Source organism: Mycobacterium sp. TH-M116, from assembly GCF_057473685.1.
In genome coordinates this window covers 1-24,418 of the sequence record NZ_JBYCLC010000270.1, presented here as the reverse complement: position 1 = coordinate 24,418, position 24,418 = coordinate 1, and the positions used below count along the sequence as shown (strand labels likewise).

Here is a 24,418-nt window from a genome sequence, read left to right as displayed (position 1 = left end):
AACTCCGCCCGCGCGGTGTACAACGCCGCGGTATAACCCGCAGGACCCGAACCGATGACGATCACCTCGTGAACAGTGTCGGCGCTCATACGAACCTTTCAGCCAGGGCTCACGCCGCCAGGACAAACGCAAGCCAACTGGGAATCGATTACCGTGCCATTTTCCAAGACTAATGCCCTGGGCAGCGATCGGCCCACCACGACATCGGAACCACGGAGCCCAGAGGACGTTCGTCGTTATCGAAACAGACTGTCCTACAATATTTTCCGTATCCTGGGATCAACCTCACACACAAGAGAAGTACCGTCAACGTGAAGCCGCACACACAACAACGGCTTGTGGGCTCACAACGACGACACCTCTACTGGCCTCCGATCAACCGGCGCACCATGAATGTCGTGACCCGTAGGTCCAATGTTGTGCCTGCGGGCAACTCTTGCCGACCGGCATCGTTGTCGAAGTCGAGCTAGCCTACGAGTGAGACGCCTGCTGCGGGGGTGTGCAGCCCAAATGAGTCACCTGCGCGGCGCGCGGTGTTCAGGCCGGTAATCCGCCGCCGGCGACGTTCGAGAAGGAGACGCCATGACCACAGCCCGTCCCGCCAAGACTCGAGATGAAGGCCAGTGGGCGCTCGGAAGCCGCGACCCCCTCAACGACGCCGAGCAGATCAAACACGACGACGGCCCGCTGAACGCGCGCGACCGGGTCATCAACAAGTACGCCAAAGAGGGCTTCGACAGCATCGACAAGTCCGATCTGCGGTTCCGCTTCAAGTGGCTGGGCCTCTACACCCAGCGTGAGCAGGGCTACGACGGCGGCTGGACCGGCGACGAGAACATCGACAAGCTCGAATCCAAGTACTTCATGATGCGAGTGCGCTCCGACGGCAAGCCGATGTCGGCCAACACCCTGCGGGTGATGGGCCAGATCTCCACCGAGTTCGCCCGCGAGACCGCCGACATCGGCGACCGGGAGAACCTGCAGTACCACTGGCTCAAGATCGAGGACATTCCCGAGATCTGGCGCCGGCTCGAAACCGTCGGCCTGTCGAGCACCGAGGCCTGCGGCGACTGCCCCCGCGGCATCCACGGCAGCCCGCTGGCCGGCGACTCCCTCGACGAGGTGCTCGACCCGTCGCCCGCCATCGACGAAATCATCCGCCGTTTCCTGGGCAACCCCGAATACGCCAACCTGCCGCGTAAGTTCAAGACCGCGATCTCGGGCCTGCAGGACGTCTCCCACGAGACCCACGACGTCGCGTTCATCGGCGTCAACCACCCCGAACACGGCCCCGGCATGGACCTGTGGGTGGGCGGTGGCCTGTCGACCAACCCGATGATGGCCCAGCGCGTCGGCGTGTGGGTCCCCCTCGACGAGGTGCCCGACGTCTGGGAGGCCGTCACCGCGGTGTTCCGCGACTACGGCTACCGGCGACTGCGCGCCAAGGCCCGGATCAAGTTCCTGGTCAAGGACTGGGGCGTGGAGAAATTCCGCGAGGTCATGGAGACCGAGTACCTCAAGCGCAAGATGATCGACGGCCCGGCGCCCGAGCCGGCCAAGCAGCCGATCGACCACGTCGGTGTTCAGAAGATCAAAAACGGCCGCAACGCGATCGGCGTCGCCGCCATCGCCGGGCGTGTCTCGGGCACCATCCTGCAGAAGGTGGCCGACCTGATGGAGCAGGTCGGCTCTGACCGGGCCCGGTTCAGCCCCTTCCAGAAGCTGATCATCCTCGACGTGCCCGACGACAAGGTCGACTACATGGTGGCCGAGCTGGACAAGCTGGGCCTGCCGTCGAACCCCTCGAACTGGCGCAAGAGGACGATGGGCTGCACCGGCATCGAGTTCTGCAAGCTCTCGTTCGCCGAGACCCGCGTGCGGGCGCTGTCGCTGGTGCCCGAGCTGGAAGAGCGCCTGGCCGACGTCAACGACAAACTCGACGTGCCGATCACCGTCCACATCAACGGCTGCCCGAACTCCTGCGCGCGCATCCAGGTCGCCGACATCGGGTTCAAGGGCCAGTGGATCGACAACGGCGACGGCACCTCCGTCGAGGGCTTCCAGGTCCACCTCGGTGGCGGCCTCGGCATGGAGAGCAACTTCGGGCGCAAACTGCGCCAACACAAGGTCACCAGCGCCGAACTCGGCGACTACATCGACCGGGTGACCCGCAAGTTCCTGGATCAGCGTGAGGACGGCGAGCGCTTCGCCAGCTGGGCCGTGCGCGCCGAGGAAGCCGACCTTCGATAGCACGCCGACAACTACTCAGGCCGTTACGACCTAAGGACACAGTGAAATGACCGAAGTGGTGAACAACTTCACCGAGGAGCAGTTGCGTGAGCTGGCGGAGCGCGGCGCGGCCGAGCTCGAGGGCGCCAGCGCCGAGGACATGTTGCGCTGGACCGACGAGCACTTCGGTCCAGTCGCGGGTCCCCGCGACTGGTCGACCAGCCGCTACATCGTCGCCTCCAACATGCAGGACGCGGTGCTGGTGCACCTGGCCGCCCAGGTGCGCGCCGGTGTGCCGATCCTGTTCCTGGACACGGGCTACCACTTCGCCGAGACGCTCGGCACCCGCGACGCGGTGGAATCCGTCTATGACGTGCACATCCTCAACGTCACCCCGGAGCACACCGTGGCCGAGCAGGACGAGCTGCTGGGCAAGGACCTGTTCTCCCGCGACCCCAACGAGTGCTGCCGGTTGCGCAAAGTCGTTCCGCTGCGCAAGGCGTTGAGCGGCTACTCCGCGTGGGTCACCGGGATCCGCCGGGTGGAGGCCCCGACCCGCGCCAACGCCCCTTTCGTCAGCTTCGACGAGGCGTTCGGGCTGGTGAAGGTCAACCCGCTGGCCGCCTGGACCGACGAGGACATGCACAACTACATCGACAAGCACGGTGTGCTGGTCAACCCGCTCATCGACGAGGGTTACCCGTCGATCGGCTGCGCCCCCTGCACCGCCAAGCCGGTCGAGGGCGCCGACCCGCGCAGCGGACGCTGGCAGGGCCAGGGCAAGATCGAATGCGGGCTGCATAGCTCGTGAGCACGCTGATCCTCACCGCGCACGGCAGCCGCGACCCGCGATCGGCCGCCAATGCGCACGCCGTGGCCGAACGGCTGAGGAGGATGCGGCGAGGACTGGACGTGCGGCTGGGGTTCCTGGAGCTCAACGCCCCGAACTTCGCCGACGTGCTGGCCGGCCTGCCGGACAACCACCCCGCAGTGATCAGCCCGTTCCTGCTGGCCAGCGCGTACCACGCGCGGCTGGACATTCCCAAACAGATCGCGGAGACCGGCGCGCTGGGCGTGCGCCAAGCCGACGTGCTCGGTGAAGACGCCCGGCTGGTGTCAGTCCTGCACGAGCGACTCGGCGAGTTGGGGGTGTCCCCGGACGACGACGAACTCGGCGTGGTGGTGGTCGCGATCGGCTCGTCGCACACGGCGGTCAACGCCCGCACCGCGCAGGTGCCTGCCATGCTGGCCGACGGCACCCGCTGGGCTGAGGCGACGATCGCCTTCGCGACCCGGCCCGATCAGTCGGTCACCCAGGCGATCCGTCAGGTGCGGCGCCGAGGGGCTCGCCGGGTCGTCATGGCGCCGTGGTTCCTGGCGCCGGGCCTGATCACCGACCGCGTGTCGACCTACGCCTGCGAGAACGGCATCCCGATGGCCGCGCCGCTGGGCGACCACCCGCTGGTCGCCGAGATCTTGCTGGACCGCTACGAACAGGCGCTGGCCGAGGAAACCGCGGCCTGACGTCGGCTGCCCCCTCACTGTCTCGGCCCGACCGACGTGATGTGGCTGAGTAGGTCGCGTATCGCTCCCGCCGGCGGGGTGCGCCCGCCCACCCAGATGGCCCGGAATTGGCGCCGCAGGTCCAGCTGGGGAATATGGGCGGCGCGCAGCCGCCCGATCGCCAGGTCGTCGGCGACCGCGAGCTTGCTCATCGCCGCCGGTCCCGCGCCGGCCAGCACCGCCGCGCGCATGGCCGCGGCCGAGGTCAACTCCAAGACGGGCGGCACCTGCTGCATGTCCTCGCCCAGCGCGCGACACAGCGCCGCGGTCAACGAGTCGCGGATACCCGAGTGAGGTTCGCGTGCGACCAATGGCGTCTCCGCGAGTTCCCGGGCGGTGACGGCCCCCGAGCGCCGGGCCCACTTGTGGGTCGGCGGTACCACGATCACCAGCTCGTCGTGGCCCACCACGGCGCTGCCCAGCCCTTTGGGTGGGCCGGGGTTCTCGACGAAGCCGAGGTCGGCGCCGCCGTCGCGCACCGAGGCGATCGCGTGCTCGCTGTTGGTGGCGGTCAGGATCACCTGCGGTACCGCATCGCCGCGGCGGGCCGCCGCAGCCTGCAGGGAAACCAGCCAGTGCGGCATCAGCTGCTCCGAGATCGTCTGGCTGGCCACCACCCGGATCTTCTCGCGGCCCTCCTTGCGCAGCGAGCCCATACCCGCGTCGACTTCACCGGCGACCTCGAGCAGGCGGGTCGCCCATTCGGCGACGAGCACACCGGCCGGCGTCAGCTGTGAGCCCCGGGTGGTCCGGACGGCCAGCGTGACCCCGACCTGGGCCTCCATCGACGCCAGCCGCCTCGACACGGCCTGCTGGGTCAATCCGAGCTCGCGCGCGGCGCGGCCCAGGCTGCCCGTTTCTGCGATCGCCAAAAACACCTCGAAAGAGGCCAGATCGGGCATGCGGGGGCTGAGCGGCATCGTTGGCACAACGATAGCTTGTGACACCACAACGTCGAAACCTCTACTCGCGGCCTGTCGCGACGACGACCATGAGAACCATGACCCGTGCAACCAATGAGGCACAGACACCGACACTGGACCGGGGACGTCCTTACCACGTCGCGATCGTGGGTTCCGGGCCGTCAGGATTCTTCGCGGCAGCGTCGCTGCTGAAGGCCGCAGACAACTCCGAAGACTTCGACGTCGCCATCGACATGCTGGAAATGCTGCCCACCCCCTGGGGGTTGGTACGGTCCGGTGTCGCCCCCGACCACCCCAAGATCAAATCCGTCAGCGCGCAGTTCGAGAAAACCGCCGAGGACCCCCGTTTCCGCTTCTTCGGCAACATACGGGTGGGCGAGCAGGTGCAGGCCGGCGAGCTCGCGGAGCGCTACGACGCCGTGATCTACGCTGTCGGCGCCCAGTCGGACCGCGCGCTGGGGATCCCCGGCGAAGACCTCCCCGGCAGCGTGGCCGCGACGGACTTCGTCGGCTGGTACAACGCGCACCCGTACTTCGAGGCGATGGCCCCCAACCTGTCGGGAGCCCGTGCGGTTGTGGTGGGCAACGGCAACGTGGCCGTCGACGTCGCCCGCATGCTGGTGACTGAGCCCGACGTGCTCGCGGTCACCGACATCGCCGACCACGCCCTGGAGTCGTTGCGGACCCGCGGCGTCAACGAGGTGATGCTGGTAGGTCGCCGCGGCCCCCTGGAGGCCGCGTTCACGACGGTGGAGCTGCGCGAACTGGGCGAGCTCGAGGGCGTCGACGTGGTGGTCGACCCCGCCGACCTGGAGAACATCAGCGACGAGGACGCCGCCGCGGCGGGCAAGATCACCAAGAACAACATCAAAATCCTCCGTGAGTACGCCGGCCGCACCGCCAATCCCGACAACCGGCGAATCGTGTTGCGGTTCTTCACCTCTCCGATCGAGATCAAGGGAACCGACAAAGTCGAAAGCATCGTGCTGGGCCGCAACGAGCTGGTCACCGACGCCAACGGCCGGATGGTGGCCAAGGACACCGGGGCACGCGAGGAGCTGCCCACGCAACTCGTGGTGCGCTCGGTCGGCTACCGAGGGGTGGCCGTCCCGGGCCTGGCTTTCGACGACAGGTCCGCCACGATCCCCCACGTCAACGGCCGCATCGAGGGCAGCCGCAACGAGTACGTGGCCGGCTGGATCAAACGCGGACCGTCCGGCGTGATCGGCACCAACAAGAAGTGCTCTCAGGAGACCGTCGACACCCTGCTCGCCGATCTGCACGCGGCGCGGGAATCCGGGCAGGCCGAGCACAGCGGGGACTACACCGGCGAGCTCGCCGAGTGGCTGGCCTCGCGTCAGCCTCAGCTGGTCACCGCCGAGCACTGGCAGCGCATCGACCGCTGCGAGCGCGAGGCCGGCGAGGCCCATGGCCGCCCCCGCGCGAAGCTGGCCAACCTGTCCGAGCTGCTGCGAATCGCACACGGCTGATCGCCGAGCGCAATCAAGGAAGGAAAACCACTGTGACATACGTGATCGCGGAACCCTGTGTCGACATCAAAGACAAGGCATGCATCGAGGAGTGCCCCGTCGACTGCATCTACGAGGGCGCCCGGATGCTCTACATCCACCCCGACGAGTGCGTCGACTGCGGTGCCTGCGAACCGGTCTGCCCGGTCGAGTCCATCTATTACGAGGATGACCTGCCCGGCGAGTACAGCGAGTACGCCCAGATCAACGCCGACTTCTTCGCCGAGCTGGGCTCACCCGGTGGCGCGGCAAAGGTCGGATTGACCGAAAACGACCCCGCGCCGGTCAAGAATCTGGAAAGCCGCGCCGAAGCGACTTAGGACCAGTACCACGCCGGCCTCTGACAGCGTCGTCAGAGGCCGGCTTCTTGCATTTCGGCGCAGCTGTTCATCGCACGTTCACCTCTGGCTGGCCGCCGTCGCCTAGGCTGCTGCCTCTCACGGTCGACGACGCCACAATCCACCGGATTTCTCGGACCGGACCGAAACTGGCACCTGTGGTTCGGCATGCTGCCGGCGGGCGCATTCCTGCTGTTCTCGGGGTGGGCGTTCGATTACGTCGGCTCCACCGGGAACGAGATCATCCTGGTGCTGGCCACCGTCGTCGGGATGTTCATGGCCTTCAACGTCGGAGGCAATGACATCGCCAACGCCATCGGTCCGTTCGCGGCGGTTCTGGATGTCCTGCGCACCAACAGCATCGAAGGCAGCGCGGCGGTACCCGCTGCGGCCATGCCGACGTTCGGCGTCGCCGTGATCGCGGGGCTGTGGTTCATCGGCCGTCGGGTGATCACCACCGTGGGACACAACCTCACCGAGATGCACCCGGCATCGGGATTCACCGCCGAACTGTCCGCGGCCGGTGTCGTCATGGGCGCGACCGTTCTGGGTCTGCCGGTTTCCAGCACTCACATTCTCATCGGCGCCGTCCTCGGCGTCGGCATGGTGAATCGGTCCACCAACTGGGGCCTGATGAAGCCGATCGCCCTGGCGTGGGTCATCACCCTGCCGTCGGCGGCAATCTTAGGCTCGCTCGGTCTTCTCGCGCTCAACGCCGCCTTCTGAGTACCGCCACCGCGAGGACGGCGCGGCGGCCTTGCGCCGAACGTGTTCTCACGACGAGATTTTGGTCGATTTCTCGCCCTGAGTTCACGTTCGGCGGAGCCGGCTAGCTTGAGGGCGATCTCCTCGATCATCCGTCCTTTGCCTTCCGGCGGTGTGTCGATTCGCTGTCTGCGCACGTCACGACGACTACAAATGAACCTGGCGGCAGCCGGCCGTCGCTCAAGTCACGACATGCACCCAATTCTGGCGAGAGCCAAAAGGAGACATCGATGTCCTTCGTGACCACCTACCCCGAAGCGCTGACCTATGCAGCGGGCAAACTCCAGACCCTCGGTGCTGCGCTGTCCGATCAAAGCACGGCCGCCGCGCTCCCGACCACTGGCGTTGCGCCCGCAGGCGCCGACGAGGTCTCGGCTCTGCAGGCGGCGGTTTTCGCGGCCTACGGCAACCTGTACCAGTCCGTCAGCGCCCAGGCCGCGGCGATCCACGAGCTGTTCGTGAAGACGTTGGGGACCAGCGCCGGGTCGTATGCGATGACCGAGTCGGCCAACTCGATCGCGGCCTCCTCACCGCTGTCGGCGCTGACGGGTACCACCAATACGACCAGCGCCGGGCTCATACCATCGGGGCTGTCCGGCGGTCTGGCCAACATCATCAACGTCGGTGCCGGAAACTATTCCTCCGCCGCATCGGACCTGCTCGGGCTGGCCGGTGGTGGGCTGCTGACGTCAGAGGAAAGCGGTCTGGGAACCGCTCCCGGCGCGCAGGTCGGGTTGGCCGGATCGTCCCACCCGTACCCGACGGGTTCTGGTGGGGTTCCGATCGCCGCGGGTCTGGGGCAGGCGGCCTCGGTCGGCCGTCTCTCGGTGCCGCCCTCCTGGGCCGCAGGCCCCGCAACGCCGGCGCTCAGCCCGGGCGCCGCGACGTTGGCCGGTTGGACTCCCCCGCCCACCCACGGCACCTCGGTGACCACCGTGCCCGCCGGAGTGCCGTCGGCCGCCGCGGCCGGCAGGGGCGGCGGACTCGGCGCCCCGCGCTACGGTGTCAAGCCCACCGTGATGGGGCGCCCCGCGGGCGTCTGACAACCACCGCATCACACCTGGAATCGAGCGACTAGGAGCCTGTCATGATGGATTTTGGCGCAGTGCCCCCCGAAGTCAACTCCGCACGCATGTACGCCGGTGCGGGCGCCGCGCCGATGATGGCGGCCGCGTCGGCGTGGAACAGCCTGGCCGCAGAGTTGAGCACCGCCGCAGCCGGCTACGAGTCGGTGATGGCAGAGCTCACCGGCGAGCAGTGGACGGGTCCGGCATCGGCATCGGCGACCGCCGCCGTCGAGCCCTACCTTGGGTGGCTCAACACGACCGCCGCGCACGCCGAGCACGCGGCCACGCAGGCCGCGGCGTCGGCGGCTGCCTTCGAGACCGCGTTCGCGATGATCGTTCCTCCGCCGGAGATCGCGGCGAACAGGGCCCAACTGGCGGCACTGGTGGCGACCAACGTCCTGGGCCTCAACACGGCGGCCATCATGGCGACCGAAGCCCACTACGGCGAGATGTGGGCCCAGGACGCCGCCGCCATGTACGGCTACGCCGCGTCCTCGGCGCGCGCCGGTGTACTCAACCCGCTGACCTCACCCACACCGATCGCCAACCCGGCCGGGCTGGCCGGTCAGGCCGCCGCGGTCACCCAGGCAGCCGCGTCGACTCCCATGCAGGCCGGCCTGACGCAGTTGATCTCGGCCGCGCCCCACGCGGTGGCCGCTCTGGCGGCGCCCGCCCAGGCCGGCTCACTCGACAGCTTCCTGAGTATCCCGTTCGTGGCGAACGCCATCGACGGCGCCGTCGACACCTCAGCGTGGTTCACCATGGAAACCATACCGATCTCGGTGTTGCTGGGACACACCGTCAACGCGGCCTCGGGGGCCGCCGCCGGTTCGGCGGGCGCCGGGGCTCTGGCAGGCGGTGTGGGCGGAACCGCGCTGGTGGACGCGACGGAGCCGGCCGCCGCGGGCGCAGTGACCGGAACCCCGGTGCTGGCAGGGGTCGCCCAGGCGTCCACCGTGGGCCAGTTGTCGGTGCCGGCCAGTTGGTCGGCGGCCGCCCCGCCCGCGGAGCCGGCCGCGGCGCTGGATGGTTCGGGCTGGGCCGTCGCGCCCGACGACGAGGTGACAGCGGTGCCGGCCGGGATGCCGACGATGACCGCGGGCGGGAAGTCGCTGGGCTTCAGCGGTCCGCGCTACGGCGTCAAACCCACCGTGATGCCCAAGAACGTGCTGGCATGACGAAATTCCGCGGGGCCGCAGTGCCGGTGCGAGCCCGGCGCATGCACGTGCCACGCCGCCGGACTGCCGGGCTGGGTGGCAGCCGGGTGCGTGCCGCCTCGTAGGGTGACGACATGCCGGAAGCTCGAGTCGTCCATGCCCTCAGGCAAATCGGGTCGTTGGTGGTGACGGCAGTGACCGCGGTTTCCACTCTCAACGCCTACCGGCCACTGGCTCGCCGCGGCTACCTGTCGCTGTTCTCGTTCATCTTCGGCATGGTGGTCACCGAGCTGCCGCTGCAGACGCTGGTCAGTCAGCTCGGCGGGCTCGCGGCCACCGCCCGCCGCCTCGACCGGCCGGTGCGCGCGGCCGCCTGGCTGGTGGCGGGAATCTCGGCGCTGGGCCTGGTCAACTTCAGCCGCGCCGGCCACCGGGCGAATGTTCCGCTGGCCGCGGCGCTGGACAGCGGGCTGGGACCGGCCCGTCTCACCGAGTCGGCGGACCTGTGGCGCCGGCCGGCCGGCAGCGGCACCGCCAAGGCGCCCGGAGTGCTGCGCATGATGCGCATCTACCGCGACTATGCCCACGACTCCGACATCAGCTACGGCGAATACGGCAGCGCCAACCGCCTCGACATCTGGCGGCGCCCGGACCTCGACCCGGCCGGCAATGCGCCGGTGCTGTTCCAGATTCCCGGCGGGGCGTGGACGCTGGGAAACAAACGCGGACAAGCCCACCCGTTGATGAGCCACCTGGCCGAGCTGGGCTGGATCTGCGTGGCGATCAACTACCGGCACAGCCCACGCAACACCTGGCCCGCCCACATCGTCGACGTCAAGCGCGCCCTGGCCTGGGTCAAGGCGCACATCGCCGCATACGGCGGCGACCCCGACTTCGTGGCCATCACCGGCGGCTCGGCCGGGGGGCACCTCTGCGCGCTGGCGGCACTGACACCCAACGACCCGCAGTTCCAGCCGGGGTTCGAAGACGCCGACACCGGGGTGCAGGCCGCGGTGCCGTTCTACGGCGTCTACGACTTCACCCGTTTCAACGACGCGATGCACCCCATGATGCCGGGGCTTCTCGTGAAGTCGGTGATGAAGCAACGACCCTCGACGAACCTGGGGATCTACCGCACGGCGTCACCGGTCGACCACGTGTCCGCCGACGCGCCCCCCTTCTTCGTCCTGCACGGCCGCAACGACTCGCTGGTTCCCGTCGAGCAGGCGCGTGCCTTCGTCGGCGCCCTGCGGCCGGTCAGCCAACAGCCCGTGGTGTACGCCGAACTGCCCTACACCCAGCACGCCTTCGACATCTTCGGCTCGGCGCGCGCGGCGCACGCGGCGGTCGCCGTCGAGCAGTTCCTGGCCGAGGTCTACGCCAAGCGGCGCCAGGTTTCTGCCGCGTAAGGATCGCTCGGGGCACCGCGCCGGTCTCACTGCACGGTCACGATCGCGGTGTAGGTGCACGCCGGTTTGCTGTCCTTACCCACGAAGCTGGAGTAGTACGTGGTGACCGTCGTGGTTCCGCGTTTCAGCGCGTCGAACGTCCACACCTCGGTGCCCGGCGCTCCCATCCGCTCGGTGGTCGGTTGCACATACCGGTGGCCAGATTGCCGGATGATCGAGGAATCGCCGATTCGCGCGTCCGCCTGCCATCGGTAGGGCGTCGAGTAGTTCGAGCCCAGCTTCACCGTGAGGGTGTTGCCGACATCGAGCGTGACGTTCTGGGTGATGTTGTCCTTGTGCAGCACGTCGTTCATCGAGACCTGCAGGATTTTGTTCGACGAAGGGTTCCTGGACTGGAACGAGCAGCCCAACGATGCCGATGAGACGAGCGCGATGACCGTCACCATCAACCTGATCTTCGTCAGCAGCAGTTGTACCCCCATGGCCCTTGCAGCCTAATATTGCCGCCCGGTGTCCGAATGCAGACGGGTGCGCGCCGCGAGGCTCGCATGTCCGGCAGGATGGGCCGGGTGTTCGGGCTCGTCGTGATCGTTGCGCTGGTGTCCGCGGTCATCGTGGGCACGGTCCTGGGCCATCGCTACCGCGTCGGCCCGCCGGTGCTGCTGATCCTGCTCGGGGGTTTGCTGGGCCTGATCCCCCGATTCGGCGACGTGCGGATCGACGGTGAGATCGTGCTGCTGTTGTTCCTGCCGGCGATCCTGTACTGGGAGGCCTTGAACACCAGCTTCCGCGAGATCCGCAAGAACGCGCGCATGATCGTGTTCCTCAGCGTCGCGCTGGTCATCGCCACCGCGGTCGCTGTGTCGTGGACAGCGCGGGCGCTGGGCATGGAGTCCCACGCGGCCGCGGTCCTCGGGGCTGTGCTGTCCCCCACCGACGCCGCCGCTGTGGCCGGCCTGGGAAAGCGGCTGCCGCGCCGCTCGCTGACCGTGCTGCGCGCCGAGAGCATCGTCAACGACGGCACCGCGCTCGTGCTGTTCGCGCTGACCGTGCATGTCGCGATCGGCGGCGCCGCGGTCGGCCCTCTGGACCTGGTCGTCCGGTTCGTCGGCTCCTACGTCGGCGGCATCGTCTCCGGACTCGTGGTCGGCGGATTGGTGATCGTGGTGCGGCGCCGCCTCGACGCACCACTCGAGGAAGGCGCTTTGAGCCTACTGACGCCTTTCGCGGCGTTCCTGCTGGCCGATTCGCTGAACTGCAGCGGTGTGGTCGCGGTGGGCGTGTCCGCCTTGATGCTCACCTACTACGGGCCGGTGGTGATCCGGGCGCGGTCGCGGTTGCAGTCGTATGCGTTCTGGGACATCGCGACCTTCCTGATCAACGGCTCGCTGTGGGTGTTCGTCGGAGTCCAGATCCCGGGCGCACTGCGCGGCATCGCCGGGGTCGAGGGCGGGATCCGGCACGCCGCTTGTATCGCTTTGGCGATCACCGGCGTCGTGGTCGGGTCCCGGATCTTCTGGGGCGAGATCACCGCTGCGGTCTTCCGCCTGCTCGATCGTCGCGAGATGCAACGCGCCCGCCGCATCGGCTGGCGGATGCGCTTCGTCACCGCCTGGGCGGGATTCCGCGGCGCGGTGTCACTGGCCGCGGCCCTGGCCGTGCCGATGACCACCCTGAGCGGCGCGCCGTTCCCGGACCGCAACATGCTGGTCTTCGTGGTGATCGTCGTGATCCTGGTCACCGTCATCGTGCAGGGCAGCACGCTGCCCGCCGTGGTCCGCTGGGCCCGGTTGCCCGAGGACCTCTCCCTCGCGAAGGAGTTGCAGTTGGCCCGCAGCCGCGGCACCAGAGCCGCGTTGACGACGTTGCCACTGGTGGCCGGCGAACTCGGCGTCGACGAGCAGCTGCTGGGCCGGATCCGCAAGGAATACGAGGAACACGCGGCGCTCATCACCGCAGGCGACAGCTCGGGGTCCATCGAGCTGGTCGAACGCAACGATCTGGTTCGGCGGGTGCGCCTCGGGGTGCTCGAACACAAGCGCCGCGAGATCACCGCGCTGCGCAACCAGAACCTCATCGACGACATCGTGCTGCGCGAGCTGCAGGAGGAGATGGATTTGGAGGAAGTGCAACTCCTCGACCCCACCGACGGGGACTGATCGACCAGGCTGAAGCCCGGCGGGCCGATCGGCCACCCGAACTGTGACCCACGGGGCACCGGGCACGGAATTCACGGACTGTTCAGGCCATCGTCGGTTGGGCATCGTGGACTGCACACGCGCACCGCGTGTCCTCACGGTATGCGTGTCGTCCAGGTTGCCAACTTCTACGGCCCTCGGTCCGGTGGCCTGCGCACCGCGGTGGACCGACTGGGCGCGGAGTATTGCGCCAGCGGGCACGAGGTCTTCCTGATCGTTCCCGGTCCGTCCGCCGAACGGAACCTGCTGCCGACGGGAGTGGTCCGAATCACTTTACCCGCCAGGTTGATTCCGCTGACCGGCGGTTATCGAGCGGTGTTGCCGGGCCCCGTCAAAGCCTTGCTGGGGGCCCTGGAACCCGACGCGCTGGAGGTGTCCGACCGGCTGACGCTGCGGTCGCTTGGCCGGTGGGGCCGCGCCCACGGCGCCAGAACGGTGATGATCTCCCACGAACGCCTGGATCGCCTTGTGGGACAGATACTCCCGCGCCGCCCCGCCCAGAAGTTTGCGGACTTCGCCAACCGGCGCACCGCGGCCGACTACGACACCGTGGTGTGCACGACGGACTTCGCGCGCGAGGAGTTCGACCGTATCGGCGCGTCGAACACCGTCACCGTCCCGCTGGGCGTGGACCTGCAGACGTTCCATCCGCGCCGCCACTCGTACCTGGTGCGCCGGCGCTGGGCCGCGCCGCAGCAGATCCTGCTGGTCCACTGCGGCCGATTGTCGGTGGAGAAGCGGGTCGACCGCAGCATCGACGCGCTCGGCAGCTTGCACCATGCCGGCGTCGATGCCCGGCTGCTGGTCGTCGGCGAGGGGCCGCTACGGGCCCGGCTCGAGCGGCAGGCCGCCCGGCTGCCGATCGACTTCACCGGGTTCATCGACGATCGGCACACCGTGGCGGGGCTGCTGGCGTCGGCTGACGTGATGCTCGCGCCCGGGCCGCACGAGACCTTCGGACTGGCTGCGCTGGAATCGCTGGCGTGCGGTACGCCGGCCGTGGTGTCGCGCACGTCTGCGCTGACCGAGATCGTCACCCCCGACAGCGGCGCCCTGGCCGACAACGACCCTCGCGCCATCGCCCACGCGGTCGGCGCCGTCGTCCGTCGGCCCGAATTCCACCGTCGGTCCTCCGCGCGGCGCCGCGCGGAAGTCTTCACCTGGCAGCGGGCCGCGGCCGGCATGCTGGCCTCGTTGGACACCAGCGGCGGCGGCCGAGGCGGCGATTCGGAGCGCACCGCCTAGCTGTCCGACCCGACCTGGCTGCACACTGCCTGCGGTTCACCGAACGTGAAACCACGGCGCGTTTTCGGCCGAAATCTCGCTGTGGTTTCACGTTCGGTGAAAGCCCTCTGAGTTCGCGCCTACGGGCCCCAGATGAGGAGGTCTTCCATCCCGTTGTTCATCGTGACGGTGTTCGGCGAGGGTCCCGTGACGTCGAAGTGGATCTTGCCGGTCGATTCTGCACCTTCGGGAATCGTGGCCCCGCTGATGTTGGTGGGGCTCGCGACGAACCACAGCACCCGATAGGCGGCCTCGTTGGGGGCGACGGCGTTGAACTGCGAAATGGCCGGGGTGACGCTGCCCTGGATCGCGCGGACGGTGACCGTGGCCTCCCACAGCTTGCCGGCCGGGGTGTATCCCGGCGTCGCGTCGCTGCTGGGCTGCAGACCGCTGACCTTGTAGGCCAGCGTGACCTGGCCGACGGTGTCGGTCATCGTCAGCTCGCTGCCCAGTTTGCCGACAATCGGGTAAGCCGCCGAGGCGGCTGGTGCGGCCGCGATCCCGGCCATCGCCAAGACCGCGGTTGTCACTGTCACAATCAACGAGCTGATCTTCATCATGTCCTCCCAACTCGTGTGAGCAACGACGTCGTCGGCGAACAGCCGACTCCATGAGCCCAGTGTCTCCGCCCCACGCGCGCCTCGCTAGGGCCGTTCGGCCCAATCGCCACAGAAAAGACCTCACTCGACAGCGCGGTCACTCCTGCGGGAATAGCGCGGGCGGATGGCTGACCCGCCGTCCCCGCAGTCGCACCGCGCCCTCGACGACCAGCGCACCCAGCAGGAAACCGCCAAGGATCCAGAGCTGTTGGGGCATCGTGGTGGCCGCGTAGGCCGTCATCGCGGCGAACGCACCCAAACAGGCTGCGGCGCCACCGACCGCGACCGCCTTGGTCGAGCGGGCGACGCGGAAGCGCAGCACCGCGAGGTTGACCGCGGCGAAGATGAGCAGGAACCCGGCCGAGCCCATCAGGCTGATGCCCTCGATGTCCACGGCGTTGACCACGACGAGGGTGCCGACGGTCGTCGCGAGCAGGCCCCCGGCCGGGCGATCCCAGACGGACCGGGTCAGCGCGGCCGGCAGCTCGCCGTCACGCGCCATCAGATACGTGAATTTCCCCGTGCCGTAGAGGGTCGCGTTGATCGCGCTCGCGGTGGAGACCACCGCCGCGATGCCGATCAGGTTGAAACCCGCCGAGCCCAGGAACGGACGCGCCGCGACGGGCAGCGCGTAGTCACGGTCGCGGTCGATCTGCGCGAGGTTCAGGTTGCCGACGGCGACGAAGGCGACCAGGACGTAAAGGGCGATCACCACGCCGATCGAGATCCCGTACGCCAGCGGCAGGCTGCGCCGCGGATCCTTCGCGTCCTCGGCGGCGTTGGCGATCAGCTCGAAACCTTCATACCCGAGGAAGATCAGCGCACCGGCGTAGACGATCACACCCGGCGACGGATAGTGGGCGGGCGAAACCCGTTCGCCGTGCACGAAAGCCAGCCCCGCGACGCAGAACAGCAGCAGGATCGCCAGCTTGCCGTAGACCAGGAAAGCTTCGGTGCGCCCGACGATGCGGGCACCGGCCAGGTTCAGTGCCGCGAAGGCCAGCACGACCCCGCTGGCCAGCACGCGGCGCCAGGGGCCGGCCGGATCGACGCCCAGCAGCGCGGCCGCGTAGCTGCCGAAGGCGACCGCATACAGCCCGAGCATCACGAAGTAGCTCAGCCACAACAGCACGTTGAGCGGCCCGGCGATCGTGGTGCCGAAGCATTTGTCCAGGAAGAACGCGGTGCCGCCGCGACTGCGGATGCGCACCGACAGCAGCGCATACGAGCGCCCGGTCAGCGCCGCGATCACCCCACCGGCGACGAACGACAGGTAGGCGCCCGCGTCGGCGATCTGCATCGTCAGGCCGAGCACCGAGAAGATGCCGCCACCGACCATGCCGCCGATGCCGATCGACACCAGCGCCGCCACCCCGAGTTCGCCTGCGGGACGCCGACCGCCGGTGTCGGAGGGGCGTGCGGACGGCATCCGCCAACTTTAGGGTGCGGTCAGCAATGTCGGGGCGGCGCCGCGACCATCGCCTCGACCTGGGCGCGCGAGAGTGTGGCGATGCTTCCGTCGGGCAGGCCCAGGATGCGGTCCGCGGCCACCCCCTCGCCGACCCCCTCGGCGACCAGCCGCGTCAACAGGGGCAGGAACAGCGCTTCCTCGGCGGCCAGCACGCGCCCGCAAAGATGGGCGTTGTCCGGGCGCAGCAACGACGCCATCGCGGCCAGCTGCTCCGGTGCGGCCATGCGCATCTTGACGTCGAAACCGGCCCGCAGCGCGGCGTTGAGCCGGGCCATCGCGTCACCCTCGCATTCGGCGACGACCTTTTCGACCGCGTCGAAAGCCGAGCGCGCGCCACGTTCGGCCAGCGCCGCGATCAACGCCTCCTTCGACGGAAACCATTGGTAGAAAGCCCCTTTGGAGATGCCGGCGGCGGCGATCAGATCGTCGAGGCTGACGTTGTCATAGCCGCGCCGCAAAAACAGCCCCGCCGCCAGGTCGAGCAGTTCGGCCCTGCGGACGTCGGGATGCTTCACGACCCGGGGCACGCGGGCGGTCCTCGGGCTGGTAACCGACCAGTGGTCGGTTTGCGAGACCGCCGCTCGGCTCAGCGCGCGGCTAGGCTTCCTCCGAGGCGACGAGGAGGTGACCGCGTGCAGGCGCGCGACCGGGTGCTGATCACCGTCACCGAACTCGTCACCCGCTGCCGTCGGGCCGCGACCTGGAGGCGGCCGCGCGCCGGTGGGGCGTCCGGCACGACGACGTGGTCGTGGTGTACGACGACTGGAATCGAGCGGGCTCCGCGCGGGCGTGGTGGGTGCTGACGGCGGCCGGGCTCGCCGACGTGCGCATCCTCGACGGCGGGCTCGGCGGCTGGCGGTCGGCCAGACACCGCCTCGAAACCGGCCACGCCACCCCGCGCGTGGGGAATGTGACTGTGCCGCACAATAATTTGTATTCCGGTCGCCGGCCCACGTTGACCGCCGAGCGGTCGGGCTCGGGGCGCGTGACGTTGCTGGATGCGCGGGCGCCGGAGCGCTTCCGCGGCGACGTCGAACCGCTCGACCCGATCGCCGGGCACATCCCGGGCGCAAAGAACCTGCCCAGCGGCGACGTCCTGGCGGCCGACGGCACGTTCCTCGGCGATGAGGCTCTGCGCCGGCTGTTGTCCGACCGGAGTGTCGACGGCGAGGTGGGCGTCTATTGCGGCTCGGGCGTCACCGCCACCATCACGATCGCGGCGCTCGCCGCGACGGGCCGCCGGGCGGCGCTGTATCCGGGGTCGTGGTCGGAGTGGAGTTCGGATCCGGCCCGCGCCGTGAGCCGCGGTCCGGAATAGTGCACCGGCCAATAGGATCAGGCTGATGCTCGAGGTGATCGACAAGGGGCCCCGCCGCGAATCGCGGCTTCCGCCGGTGCTGTTCGTCCACGGCGCCTGGCATGGCGCCTGGTGCTGGGACGAGCATTTCCTGGACTTCTTCGCCGATCGGGGTTACCGGTCGCTGGCCGTGAGCCTGCGCGGCCACGGAAAAAGCCACGCGCCCAAACCCATGCAGCTGTGTTCGATCGCCGACTTCGTCGACGACGTCGACTCGGTGGCCAGGACGCTGCCCCGGCGACCGGTCGTCGTAGGGCACTCGATGGGCGGGTTCGTCGTGCAGAAGTATCTGGAGTCGCATGCGGCGCCGGCTGCCGCGCTGCTCGCCTCGGTACCGCCGCGCGGGATCGCCGGTTTCCTGCTGCGCAGGTTCCGGCGCCATCCCTGGCTCACCGCGGGCAACCTGGCTGTCACCAAGTCGTTGCGCAGCGTCGGCGGGACGCCGGGCCTGGCCCGCGAAACCTTCTTCTCGGCGTGGACGGCCGAGGCCGACGTAGCGCGCCACACCGCCTGCCTTGACGAGGAATACGTCGGAAAGCACATCCTGGACATGCTGTGGCTGAACCTGCCCCGGCCCCAACTCGTCTCGACCCCGGTGCTGGTGCTGGGCGCGGCGAACGACGTGTGTTTCACCCAGCCGGAAGTGCGTGCGACCGCGGCCGCCTACCAGACCCGGGCGGAGATCTTTCCCGACATGGGCCACGACATGATGCTCGAGCCGAACTGGGCCGTCGTGGCCGAACGCCTCCACGCATGGCTGGAGTCCGTGCCGTAGGGACCGGAAGGAAGACGCCTTGGCAGACCGGCGTGACGGCAACGCCACGATCGCCATCGATGTCAGCGCGGCGATGCTGTGCCGGCTACGCCGGCGTCGGAGGAGGCAAGAGGCGCGGCATGGGGCACGGGCAGTTGTCCAACCACCATCGCCTCTGCGATGCTGACACCTTGGACATCTTCGCGGAGTGGCAGAAGGACAGCACGCAGCTTCGTTGGCGGTCGACCACGGCGGCCAACAACGGGACCGAGGTGACGGTGTTCAGCCGCCGGTGCGGAACCCCCGGCGCACCCGCGTTGGTGCTCGTGCACGGCTTCCCGACGTCGAGCATCGATTACTACACCTTGTCGGGCGAGCTGAGCTCGGAGTTCGACATCCACGTCCTGGACTTCCCGGGCTACGGGCTGTCCGACAAGCCACCCGAACCCTACGTGTACTCGTTGTACGACGACGCACGCCTGCTCGTCGACACGATCACCCGGGTCTGGCAGCTGACCGAGTACCGCATGCTCGGCCACGACCGCGGCAGCAGCGTCGCCATGATCGCGCTCGGCATGCTGGCAGAACAGGACCCGCCGGCGGTTCCCGCCGACCTGTTCCTCACCAACGCCAACATCTACCTCCCGCTGTCCAACCTCACCTCGTTCCAGACCGCGTTGCTCGACCCGGCGACCGCGCGCGACACCGCGGCCGCGGTCACCCCGGAGATGCTGGCGACGGGCATGGGGGCGGGCGCCTTCATGCCCCGGCGCACACTGGAAGACCCCGAGATCGCCGCATTGGCAAAGTGTTTCGCTCACAACGACGGGATTCGGGTGCTGCCCGACACCATCAAGTATCTGCACGAGCGCGCCGCCGACGAAACCAGTTGGCTCGAAGCGCTTTCCACCAGTCGCGTCAACGCCACGCTGGTCTGGGGCCTGCACGACAGCATCGCGCCCCTGCGCGTGCCCAACCATGTCTGGCATACCTACCTGAAGAACAAGCCGGGCCGCAACCGCTACTGGGTTGTTCCCACCGCCGATCACTATCTGCAGTGCGACGCCCCCGGACAGCTGGCTCAGGTCGTTCGCCTGACCGCGCAGGGCGTGGAGATTCCGCTGCAGACGCTCGGCGACCAGTCCGACGGGGCGGTTCTGATCGACAAGACCTCCGTCTAACCGGTGACGACGAGCAGGCGCGCTCACCCGGACCTGCGTCCTGGCCGGCGCCGCGCGGCCGGCGGCGTCGGTCTCCTCTACACAGACGCCGGACATGAGCGGTACGCTGCCGGACGGTGTCGCGTGCCGGCGGCCTCGCCACAACCTCTTCGGCGTGGGGTAACAGGAGTGCCGAAAACTTCTACTGGACGAATTCGCGACGCGGAGAGAGGCTTGCAGTGGTGTCCGCCCACCGGAGGTACTGAATATGCATGTGCTGCGAACCCCAGACGCCCGTTTCGAAAACCTGGAGGGCTATCCGTTCGTAGCGAACTACCTCGATGTGACGGCGCGCGGCACCAGACCGTTGCGGATGCACTACCTCGACGAAGGTCCCGTCGACGGCCCCCCGATCGTGCTGCTGCACGGCGAGCCGACCTGGAGCTACCTGTATCGGACGATGATCCCGCCGCTGGCCGACGCGGGAAACAGGGTGCTCGCTCCCGACCTGATCGGTTTCGGCCGCTCCGACAAGCCCAGCCGGGTCGAGGACTACACCTACCTGCGCCACGTCGAGTGGGTGACCTCGTGGTTCGAGCAACTCAACCTCACAGACGTCACGCTGTTCGTCCAGGACTGGGGATCGCTGATCGGCCTGCGTATCGCCGCCGAGCAGAGCGACCGGATCGCGAGGCTGGTGGTGGCGAACGGATTTCTGCCCACGGCCCGGCAGAGCACCCCTCCCGCGTTCAACGCATGGCGGGCCTTCGCGCGCTACTCCCCCGTGCTGCCCGCCGGCCGCCTGGTCGCCGCGGGCACCGTCCGACGGGTTTCCGCCAAGGTGCGGGCCGGATATGACGCCCCCTTCCCGGACAAGGCATACCAAGGCGGGGCCCGGGCCTTCCCGCAGCTGGTGCCGACCTCGCCCGACGACCCTGCCATCCCCGCCAACCGGGCCGCCTGGGACGCCCTGGGCCACTGGGAAAAGCCGTTCCTTGCCATCTTCGGCACCCGCGACCCCATCCTCGGGCGTGCCGACCGTCCCCTGATCAACCACATTCCCGGCGCGGCGGGTCAGCCGCACGCCCGCATCAACGCCAGTCACTTCATTCAGGAGGACCGCGGACCGGAACTGGCCGAACGCGTCCTGTCCTGGCAGCAGGCCATTTGCTGAGTGCGCGTCACCGGGTGTTGAGCTGGCGCACCACGCCACGCATCATGATGCCGCCGACGGCGCCGCGCGCCCGGTCGCGCGCGGGCGTCAGTCGCTCTCGGCAGGAACGCGGCACCGTGGTGTGGTCGCCGTGCGCACGGCGGTGTCGACGTTGAGGACCATCCTTGTCAATACCGTTTCGGCGCAGAGCATTTCGATAGAACTGCGGGTTAACGTGGTGGGTTTCAGATCCGCGACATGGTTGGGTGCTGCCCACGGGTGCGGAGGAGAAACGCATTCTGCAATTGAGCGCGGCCAGACCTCGAGGGCGTCGACCCGCTTGGCCCGGCTTGACCGCCCTCGCGATCGCAGCTGGACCTCGGCTAGACCTCGACCACGACAGCACCGCCCTGCCCGCCGCCGGCGCACATCGCCGCGACGCCGATGCCGCCGCCGCGGCGGATCAGCTCATAGATCAGCGTGGTGACCATACGGGCACCGGAGGCGGCGATGGGATGGCCGAGGCTGCACCCGCTGCCCGAGAAGTTCACCCTCTCCTCGTCGATGCCGTATTGCCGGCACGCCGCGATCGGCACCGAGGCGAAGGCCTCGTTGATCTCCCACAGCGCGACGTCTGCGACCGATAAACCGGCCCGCTGCAACACCTTTCCGATGACCTTGACGGCACCCAGGCCGGTGTCTCGGGGCGGCACACCCACCGCGGCCCACGCCCTGACCGTGCCCATCACGTGGAGATTCTCGGCGTCGGCGTGCTCGCGGTCGACGAGCGCGACCGCCGCGGCGGCGTCGTTGCTGCCGCTGCTGTTGCCCGCGGTGATCGAGAAGCCCTCGATCTCGGGGTGCAGCACTTTGAGCCCGGCGAGCTTTTCGGCGGTGGTGTCGCGCCGGGGGTGCTCGTCGACGCAGAACTCGGTGATCGAACCGTCGGGCCGGGTGATCTTCAGCGGGATGATCTCCTCGGCGAACTTGCCCGCGTCCATGGCCGCGATCGCACGCTGATGCGAGCGCGCCGCCCACGCATCCATCTCCTCACGGGTGATGCCGATCGCCTGGGCGGTGTTCCAGCCCACCGTGATCGACATGTCTTTACCGGGTGCGTCCGGGGTCTCGACATGCGTCGGGGGCATCCACTGCTCCTGGAACTTCAGTTCGGGGCCGGGAATCCGCCAGTTGGTCAGGGGCGTCATGGACAGCGACTGCACACCGCCGGCGATGAGGACCCGCTCCATCCCGGAGCCGATCTGTGCGGCGGCAGCACCGATGGCAGTGAGGCTTCCCGCGCAGTGCCGGTTCACCGACTGCCCGGGAACATCCACCATTCCCGTGGCGGTGGCCGCATATCGCGCCAAATCACCTCCACCATAATGCGATTCGGCGAATATGAGATCGTCTATGGTGGACGGCTCGATCCCGGACCGGCGGACCACCTCGGGCAGGACGGTGGTGATCAGCGCCTCGGGCGGGGTGTTGACGAGCGAGCCCTTGAAAGAGCGGCCGATCGCCGTCCGGACGGCTCCGACGATCACAGGTGTAGCCATGGTTGCGTCCCTCGAGCTGCTCAGCGGTCAGATTCGGCGAATAGTATCAAATACTGTATTACCAATAGTAATGGCCTGGGTTGACCTCCGGGATTGGGTGACGCGACGGCGAAAAAGCCGGAAATCGCGCCACCGCGTCACGGCCGCGCGAGAAACCCGTCGACAGGTGACATGCTCACGTCCATGACAACTACTTCCTTGGCTCACCGTGATGCCAGCCGGACAGCCGCTTACCGTGTCGCGACGATGCTGCTCGGCGTGGGCACCCTGCATTTCGTGATGCCCACACCGTTCGACACCATCGTGCCCGCCGAACTCCCCGGCAGCGCCCGGTCCTACACCTACGCATCGGGCGTAGCCGAGATCGCGGTCGGAGCGCTGCTGGTGCCGCAACGCACCCGGCGATCGGCGGCCCTGGCGGCCGCTGTGCTGTTCGTCGGCGTCTTCCCGGCCAACGTCAACATGGTCCGGCTGTGGTGGGGCAAGCCCTGGCCGATGCGCATTGCCGCGCTGGCCCGGCTGCCTCTTCAGATCCCGATGGTTGCCGTCGCACTCAAGATCTGGCGCAACAGCTGAGGCCTGCTGAGCAGTCCGGCAGGCACCGTGGACACGACCGACATCGCGGCGGCGCTGGCGTTGGCGGCCGCGCTGATGATGGGCATCGGGGACGTGGTGCAGCAGCGCTCCGCCCAACAGGTCACCCGGAAGACGGTCGGCACCGTCGCCCTGTTCCGCCGGCTGCTGCGCGATCGGCAATGGTGGGTGGGCAGCCTGGTGGCCGGCGCCGGGTTCGGGCTGCAGGCCGCGGCGCTCGGCTTCGGCTCGGTCGTGCTGGTGCAGGCGCTGCTGGTGACCTCGCTGCCGTTCGCGCTGCTCGTCAGCGCCGCCGCCAATCACCGCAGAATCACCGGCCGCCAAGGGCTTTGGGCCGTGCTTCTCACGACCGCGGTGACGGTGGTGGTGACGGTCGGCAACCCGCAGGCGGGCACCCCGCGAGGATCGCTGCACACGTGGAGCATCGTGGTGGCGATCATGGGCCCCGCGCTGATCCTCTGCGTGCTCGGCGCGCGCCTGCGCCCCGGTTCGGTGGCCGCACTCCTGCTGGGACTGTTGTCCGGTTCGCTGTGGGGTCTGTTCTCGGTGCTGATGAAAGGCGTCGTCGACCAGCTCGGCCACGGTATCCCGGCGTTGCTGCGCACACCGGAGGTGTACGTGTGGGCGGTGCTGGCCCTCGCCGCGACGGCCTGGGAGCAGTCGGCGTTCCGGGCCGGACCGCTGACCGCGTCGCTACCCGCGGTGACCGTCGCCGAACCGCTCGTGGGGTCGGCCCTCGGCGTCACGGTGCTGGGCGAGACGTTGAACACCAGCACCCGCGGCCTGCTCGTGCTGGGAGTGTCCGTCGCGATGATGGCCGCGGCGACGGTCGCGCTGGCCCGAGGCCAGGCGGCCACGACCACCTGAAGGCCACCCGACGGCGTCACCCCCGCACGCGGCGGGCCACCTCGCCGTAGCGCTCCACGCGCTCCGCGTCGCCCAGAGCGTTGTAGAGCACCAGGCGGGTGGCGATTCCGGCGTACTTGTCGGTCAGCGCGTCGGCCAACCCGTCCCAGGTCGACTCGGTGGCGAAGGCGGCGATGTGGTCGTCGCTGATCTGGGCCGCCATGCCCGCGAAGTCGCCGGCCTTCTGCTTCTCCCGGATCCGGGCGGTCGTGCCCTCGAACCCGGCCTCGTCCCAGATGAACGCGTAGTTGGGGGTGCTGCCGTAGAAACTCATGCTGGCGCGCACCACTTCTCGTTCCCTGTCGCGTTCTTCGTCGCTGTCGCCGACGATCGTCAGCGCCGGCACGATCACCGCGACGTCCGAGGCCGCGCGCCCCGCCTTGGCCGCGCCGGCGGCGATGTT

24 protein-coding genes and 1 pseudogene are annotated in these 24,418 nt (G+C 68.6%); 17 read left to right on the top strand and 8 right to left on the bottom strand.

Features of this window, described 5'->3' with window-relative positions; genetic code table 11:
• The coding region (locus AC2VOK_RS13605; protein ID WP_428900950.1) for a hypothetical protein at positions 1 to 89 on the bottom strand (89 nt) is incomplete at its 3' end.
• Positions 90 to 582: 493 nt separating this feature from the next.
• On the opposite strand from AC2VOK_RS13605, the gene AC2VOK_RS13600 reads away from it, so the two are divergent.
• The 3 genes from AC2VOK_RS13600 to AC2VOK_RS13590 are packed head-to-tail and all read left to right on the top strand — an operon-like array spanning position 583 to position 3,753.
• Positions 583 to 2,250, top strand: a complete 1,668-nt coding sequence (locus AC2VOK_RS13600; RefSeq protein ID WP_428900946.1) for a nitrite/sulfite reductase — start codon at positions 583 to 585, stop codon at positions 2,248 to 2,250.
• A gap of 46 nt (positions 2,251 to 2,296) precedes the next feature.
• Complete coding sequence (locus AC2VOK_RS13595; protein WP_428900945.1) at positions 2,297 to 3,040, top strand: phosphoadenylyl-sulfate reductase; 744 nt, start codon at positions 2,297 to 2,299, stop codon at positions 3,038 to 3,040.
• Complete coding sequence (locus AC2VOK_RS13590) at positions 3,037 to 3,753, top strand: sirohydrochlorin chelatase (protein ID WP_428900944.1); 717 nt, start codon at positions 3,037 to 3,039, stop codon at positions 3,751 to 3,753. Before AC2VOK_RS13595 ends, AC2VOK_RS13590 begins: the two co-directional genes overlap by 4 nt.
• 14 nt (positions 3,754 to 3,767) lie before the next feature.
• Here the strand turns inward: AC2VOK_RS13590 and AC2VOK_RS13585 are convergent, their stop codons facing one another.
• Positions 3,768 to 4,712 carry a LysR family transcriptional regulator gene (locus AC2VOK_RS13585; RefSeq protein WP_428900943.1) on the bottom strand — a complete coding sequence of 315 codons (945 nt, stop codon included), beginning with the start codon at positions 4,710 to 4,712 and terminating at the stop codon, positions 3,768 to 3,770.
• Between the two features lie 80 nt (positions 4,713 to 4,792).
• Between AC2VOK_RS13585 and AC2VOK_RS13580 the strand changes: the two genes are divergently transcribed.
• From AC2VOK_RS13580 to AC2VOK_RS13555, 6 genes are all read left to right on the top strand, one after another.
• On the top strand, positions 4,793 to 6,205 hold the full coding sequence (locus AC2VOK_RS13580; protein WP_428900942.1) for an FAD-dependent oxidoreductase: 1,413 nt from the start codon (positions 4,793 to 4,795) through the stop codon (positions 6,203 to 6,205).
• A gap of 32 nt (positions 6,206 to 6,237) precedes the next feature.
• Positions 6,238 to 6,564, top strand: a complete 327-nt coding sequence (gene fdxA, locus AC2VOK_RS13575; RefSeq protein ID WP_421528592.1) for a ferredoxin — start codon at positions 6,238 to 6,240, stop codon at positions 6,562 to 6,564.
• Positions 6,565 to 6,750: 186 nt separating this feature from the next.
• The gene (locus tag AC2VOK_RS13570; RefSeq protein ID WP_428900941.1) at positions 6,751 to 7,308 is read left to right on the top strand and encodes an inorganic phosphate transporter; all 558 of its coding nucleotides are present in this window, start codon (positions 6,751 to 6,753) and stop codon (positions 7,306 to 7,308) included.
• Between the two features lie 269 nt (positions 7,309 to 7,577).
• Positions 7,578 to 8,390, top strand: coding sequence for a PPE family protein, SVP subgroup (locus tag AC2VOK_RS13565; protein WP_428900940.1), 813 nt, complete (start codon positions 7,578 to 7,580; stop codon positions 8,388 to 8,390).
• Between the two features lie 47 nt (positions 8,391 to 8,437).
• Positions 8,438 to 9,592: a PPE family protein gene (locus AC2VOK_RS13560; protein ID WP_428900949.1), complete on the top strand. Its 1,155-nt coding sequence runs from the start codon at positions 8,438 to 8,440 to the stop codon at positions 9,590 to 9,592.
• 113 nt (positions 9,593 to 9,705) lie between these two features.
• Positions 9,706 to 10,980, top strand: coding sequence for an alpha/beta hydrolase fold domain-containing protein (locus tag AC2VOK_RS13555; protein WP_428900939.1), 1,275 nt, complete (start codon positions 9,706 to 9,708; stop codon positions 10,978 to 10,980).
• 26 nt (positions 10,981 to 11,006) lie between these two features.
• Here AC2VOK_RS13555 and AC2VOK_RS13550 read toward each other — a convergent pair whose 3' ends face one another.
• Positions 11,007 to 11,462: a protease inhibitor I42 family protein gene (locus AC2VOK_RS13550; RefSeq protein ID WP_428900938.1), complete on the bottom strand. Its 456-nt coding sequence runs from the start codon at positions 11,460 to 11,462 to the stop codon at positions 11,007 to 11,009.
• A gap of 87 nt (positions 11,463 to 11,549) precedes the next feature.
• Here AC2VOK_RS13550 and AC2VOK_RS13545 point away from each other — a divergent pair, with 87 nt between their 5' ends.
• On the top strand, positions 11,550 to 13,139 hold the full coding sequence (locus tag AC2VOK_RS13545) for a Na+/H+ antiporter (RefSeq protein WP_428900948.1): 1,590 nt from the start codon (positions 11,550 to 11,552) through the stop codon (positions 13,137 to 13,139).
• Positions 13,140 to 13,280: 141 nt separating this feature from the next.
• On the top strand, positions 13,281 to 14,423 hold the full coding sequence (locus AC2VOK_RS13540) for a glycosyltransferase (RefSeq protein WP_428900937.1): 1,143 nt from the start codon (positions 13,281 to 13,283) through the stop codon (positions 14,421 to 14,423).
• 119 nt (positions 14,424 to 14,542) lie between these two features.
• On the opposite strand, the gene AC2VOK_RS13535 is transcribed toward AC2VOK_RS13540, so the two are convergent.
• From AC2VOK_RS13535 to AC2VOK_RS13525, 3 genes are all read right to left on the bottom strand, one after another.
• The gene (locus AC2VOK_RS13535) at positions 14,543 to 15,019 is read right to left on the bottom strand and encodes an MPT63 family protein (protein ID WP_428900936.1); all 477 of its coding nucleotides are present in this window, start codon (positions 15,017 to 15,019) and stop codon (positions 14,543 to 14,545) included.
• 139 nt (positions 15,020 to 15,158) lie between these two features.
• Complete coding sequence (locus AC2VOK_RS13530; protein ID WP_428900935.1) at positions 15,159 to 16,490, bottom strand: APC family permease; 1,332 nt, start codon at positions 16,488 to 16,490, stop codon at positions 15,159 to 15,161.
• Positions 16,491 to 16,510: 20 nt separating this feature from the next.
• Complete coding sequence (locus tag AC2VOK_RS13525) at positions 16,511 to 17,059, bottom strand: TetR/AcrR family transcriptional regulator (protein WP_428900934.1); 549 nt, start codon at positions 17,057 to 17,059, stop codon at positions 16,511 to 16,513.
• A 125-nt stretch (positions 17,060 to 17,184) separates the two neighbouring features.
• Here AC2VOK_RS13525 and AC2VOK_RS13520 point away from each other — a divergent pair.
• From AC2VOK_RS13520 to AC2VOK_RS13505, 4 genes and pseudogenes are all read left to right on the top strand, one after another.
• Positions 17,185 to 17,850, top strand: a pseudogene (locus AC2VOK_RS13520) (sulfurtransferase); the annotation flags it as partial.
• A 25-nt stretch (positions 17,851 to 17,875) separates the two neighbouring features.
• The gene (locus AC2VOK_RS13515) at positions 17,876 to 18,664 is read left to right on the top strand and encodes an alpha/beta hydrolase (protein WP_428900933.1); all 789 of its coding nucleotides are present in this window, start codon (positions 17,876 to 17,878) and stop codon (positions 18,662 to 18,664) included.
• Positions 18,665 to 18,834: 170 nt separating this feature from the next.
• On the top strand, positions 18,835 to 19,824 hold the full coding sequence (locus AC2VOK_RS13510) for an alpha/beta fold hydrolase (RefSeq protein ID WP_428900947.1): 990 nt from the start codon (positions 18,835 to 18,837) through the stop codon (positions 19,822 to 19,824).
• 247 nt (positions 19,825 to 20,071) lie between these two features.
• On the top strand, positions 20,072 to 20,977 hold the full coding sequence (locus tag AC2VOK_RS13505) for a haloalkane dehalogenase (RefSeq protein ID WP_428900932.1): 906 nt from the start codon (positions 20,072 to 20,074) through the stop codon (positions 20,975 to 20,977).
• 362 nt (positions 20,978 to 21,339) lie between these two features.
• On the opposite strand, the gene AC2VOK_RS13500 is transcribed toward AC2VOK_RS13505, so the two are convergent.
• Positions 21,340 to 22,515 carry a thiolase family protein gene (locus tag AC2VOK_RS13500; RefSeq protein WP_428900931.1) on the bottom strand — a complete coding sequence of 392 codons (1,176 nt, stop codon included), beginning with the start codon at positions 22,513 to 22,515 and terminating at the stop codon, positions 21,340 to 21,342.
• Positions 22,516 to 22,698: 183 nt separating this feature from the next.
• Here AC2VOK_RS13500 and AC2VOK_RS13495 point away from each other — a divergent pair, with 183 nt between their 5' ends.
• Positions 22,699 to 23,091 carry a DoxX family protein gene (locus AC2VOK_RS13495; protein WP_428900930.1) on the top strand — a complete coding sequence of 131 codons (393 nt, stop codon included), beginning with the start codon at positions 22,699 to 22,701 and terminating at the stop codon, positions 23,089 to 23,091.
• Between the two features lie 27 nt (positions 23,092 to 23,118).
• Positions 23,119 to 23,976 (top strand): DMT family transporter, encoded by an 858-nt coding sequence (locus tag AC2VOK_RS13490; protein ID WP_428900929.1) that lies wholly within the window; start codon positions 23,119 to 23,121, stop codon positions 23,974 to 23,976.
• Positions 23,977 to 23,992: 16 nt separating this feature from the next.
• On the opposite strand, the gene AC2VOK_RS13485 is transcribed toward AC2VOK_RS13490, so the two are convergent.
• On the bottom strand, positions 23,993 to 24,418 hold a 426-nt coding region (locus AC2VOK_RS13485), incomplete at its 5' end, for an LLM class flavin-dependent oxidoreductase (protein ID WP_428900928.1).

What these genes read in the sequence shown, in the direction of transcription:
- AC2VOK_RS13555 (WP_428900939.1), top strand. Translation starts at nt 9,706, where the DNA reads ATGCCGGAAGCTCGAGTCGTCCATGCCCTCAGGCAAATCGGGTCGTTG.
- AC2VOK_RS13580 (WP_428900942.1), top strand. Translation starts at nt 4,793, where the DNA reads ATGACCCGTGCAACCAATGAGGCACAGACACCGACACTGGACCGGGGA.
- AC2VOK_RS13495 (WP_428900930.1), top strand. Translation starts at nt 22,699, where the DNA reads ATGACAACTACTTCCTTGGCTCACCGTGATGCCAGCCGGACAGCCGCT.
- AC2VOK_RS13500 (WP_428900931.1), bottom strand. Translation starts at nt 22,515, where the DNA reads ATGGCTACACCTGTGATCGTCGGAGCCGTCCGGACGGCGATCGGCCGC.
- AC2VOK_RS13600 (WP_428900946.1), top strand. Translation starts at nt 583, where the DNA reads ATGACCACAGCCCGTCCCGCCAAGACTCGAGATGAAGGCCAGTGGGCG.
- AC2VOK_RS13515 (WP_428900933.1), top strand. Translation starts at nt 17,876, where the DNA reads ATGCTCGAGGTGATCGACAAGGGGCCCCGCCGCGAATCGCGGCTTCCG.
- AC2VOK_RS13595 (WP_428900945.1), top strand. Translation starts at nt 2,297, where the DNA reads ATGACCGAAGTGGTGAACAACTTCACCGAGGAGCAGTTGCGTGAGCTG.
- AC2VOK_RS13540 (WP_428900937.1), top strand. Translation starts at nt 13,281, where the DNA reads ATGCGTGTCGTCCAGGTTGCCAACTTCTACGGCCCTCGGTCCGGTGGC.
- AC2VOK_RS13535 (WP_428900936.1), bottom strand. Translation starts at nt 15,019, where the DNA reads ATGAAGATCAGCTCGTTGATTGTGACAGTGACAACCGCGGTCTTGGCG.
- AC2VOK_RS13570 (WP_428900941.1), top strand. Translation starts at nt 6,751, where the DNA reads ATGCTGCCGGCGGGCGCATTCCTGCTGTTCTCGGGGTGGGCGTTCGAT.
- AC2VOK_RS13585 (WP_428900943.1), bottom strand. Translation starts at nt 4,712, where the DNA reads ATGCCGCTCAGCCCCCGCATGCCCGATCTGGCCTCTTTCGAGGTGTTT.
- AC2VOK_RS13550 (WP_428900938.1), bottom strand. Translation starts at nt 11,462, where the DNA reads ATGGGGGTACAACTGCTGCTGACGAAGATCAGGTTGATGGTGACGGTC.
- AC2VOK_RS13530 (WP_428900935.1), bottom strand. Translation starts at nt 16,490, where the DNA reads ATGCCGTCCGCACGCCCCTCCGACACCGGCGGTCGGCGTCCCGCAGGC.
- AC2VOK_RS13505 (WP_428900932.1), top strand. Translation starts at nt 20,072, where the DNA reads ATGCATGTGCTGCGAACCCCAGACGCCCGTTTCGAAAACCTGGAGGGC.
- AC2VOK_RS13565 (WP_428900940.1), top strand. Translation starts at nt 7,578, where the DNA reads ATGTCCTTCGTGACCACCTACCCCGAAGCGCTGACCTATGCAGCGGGC.
- AC2VOK_RS13560 (WP_428900949.1), top strand. Translation starts at nt 8,438, where the DNA reads ATGGATTTTGGCGCAGTGCCCCCCGAAGTCAACTCCGCACGCATGTAC.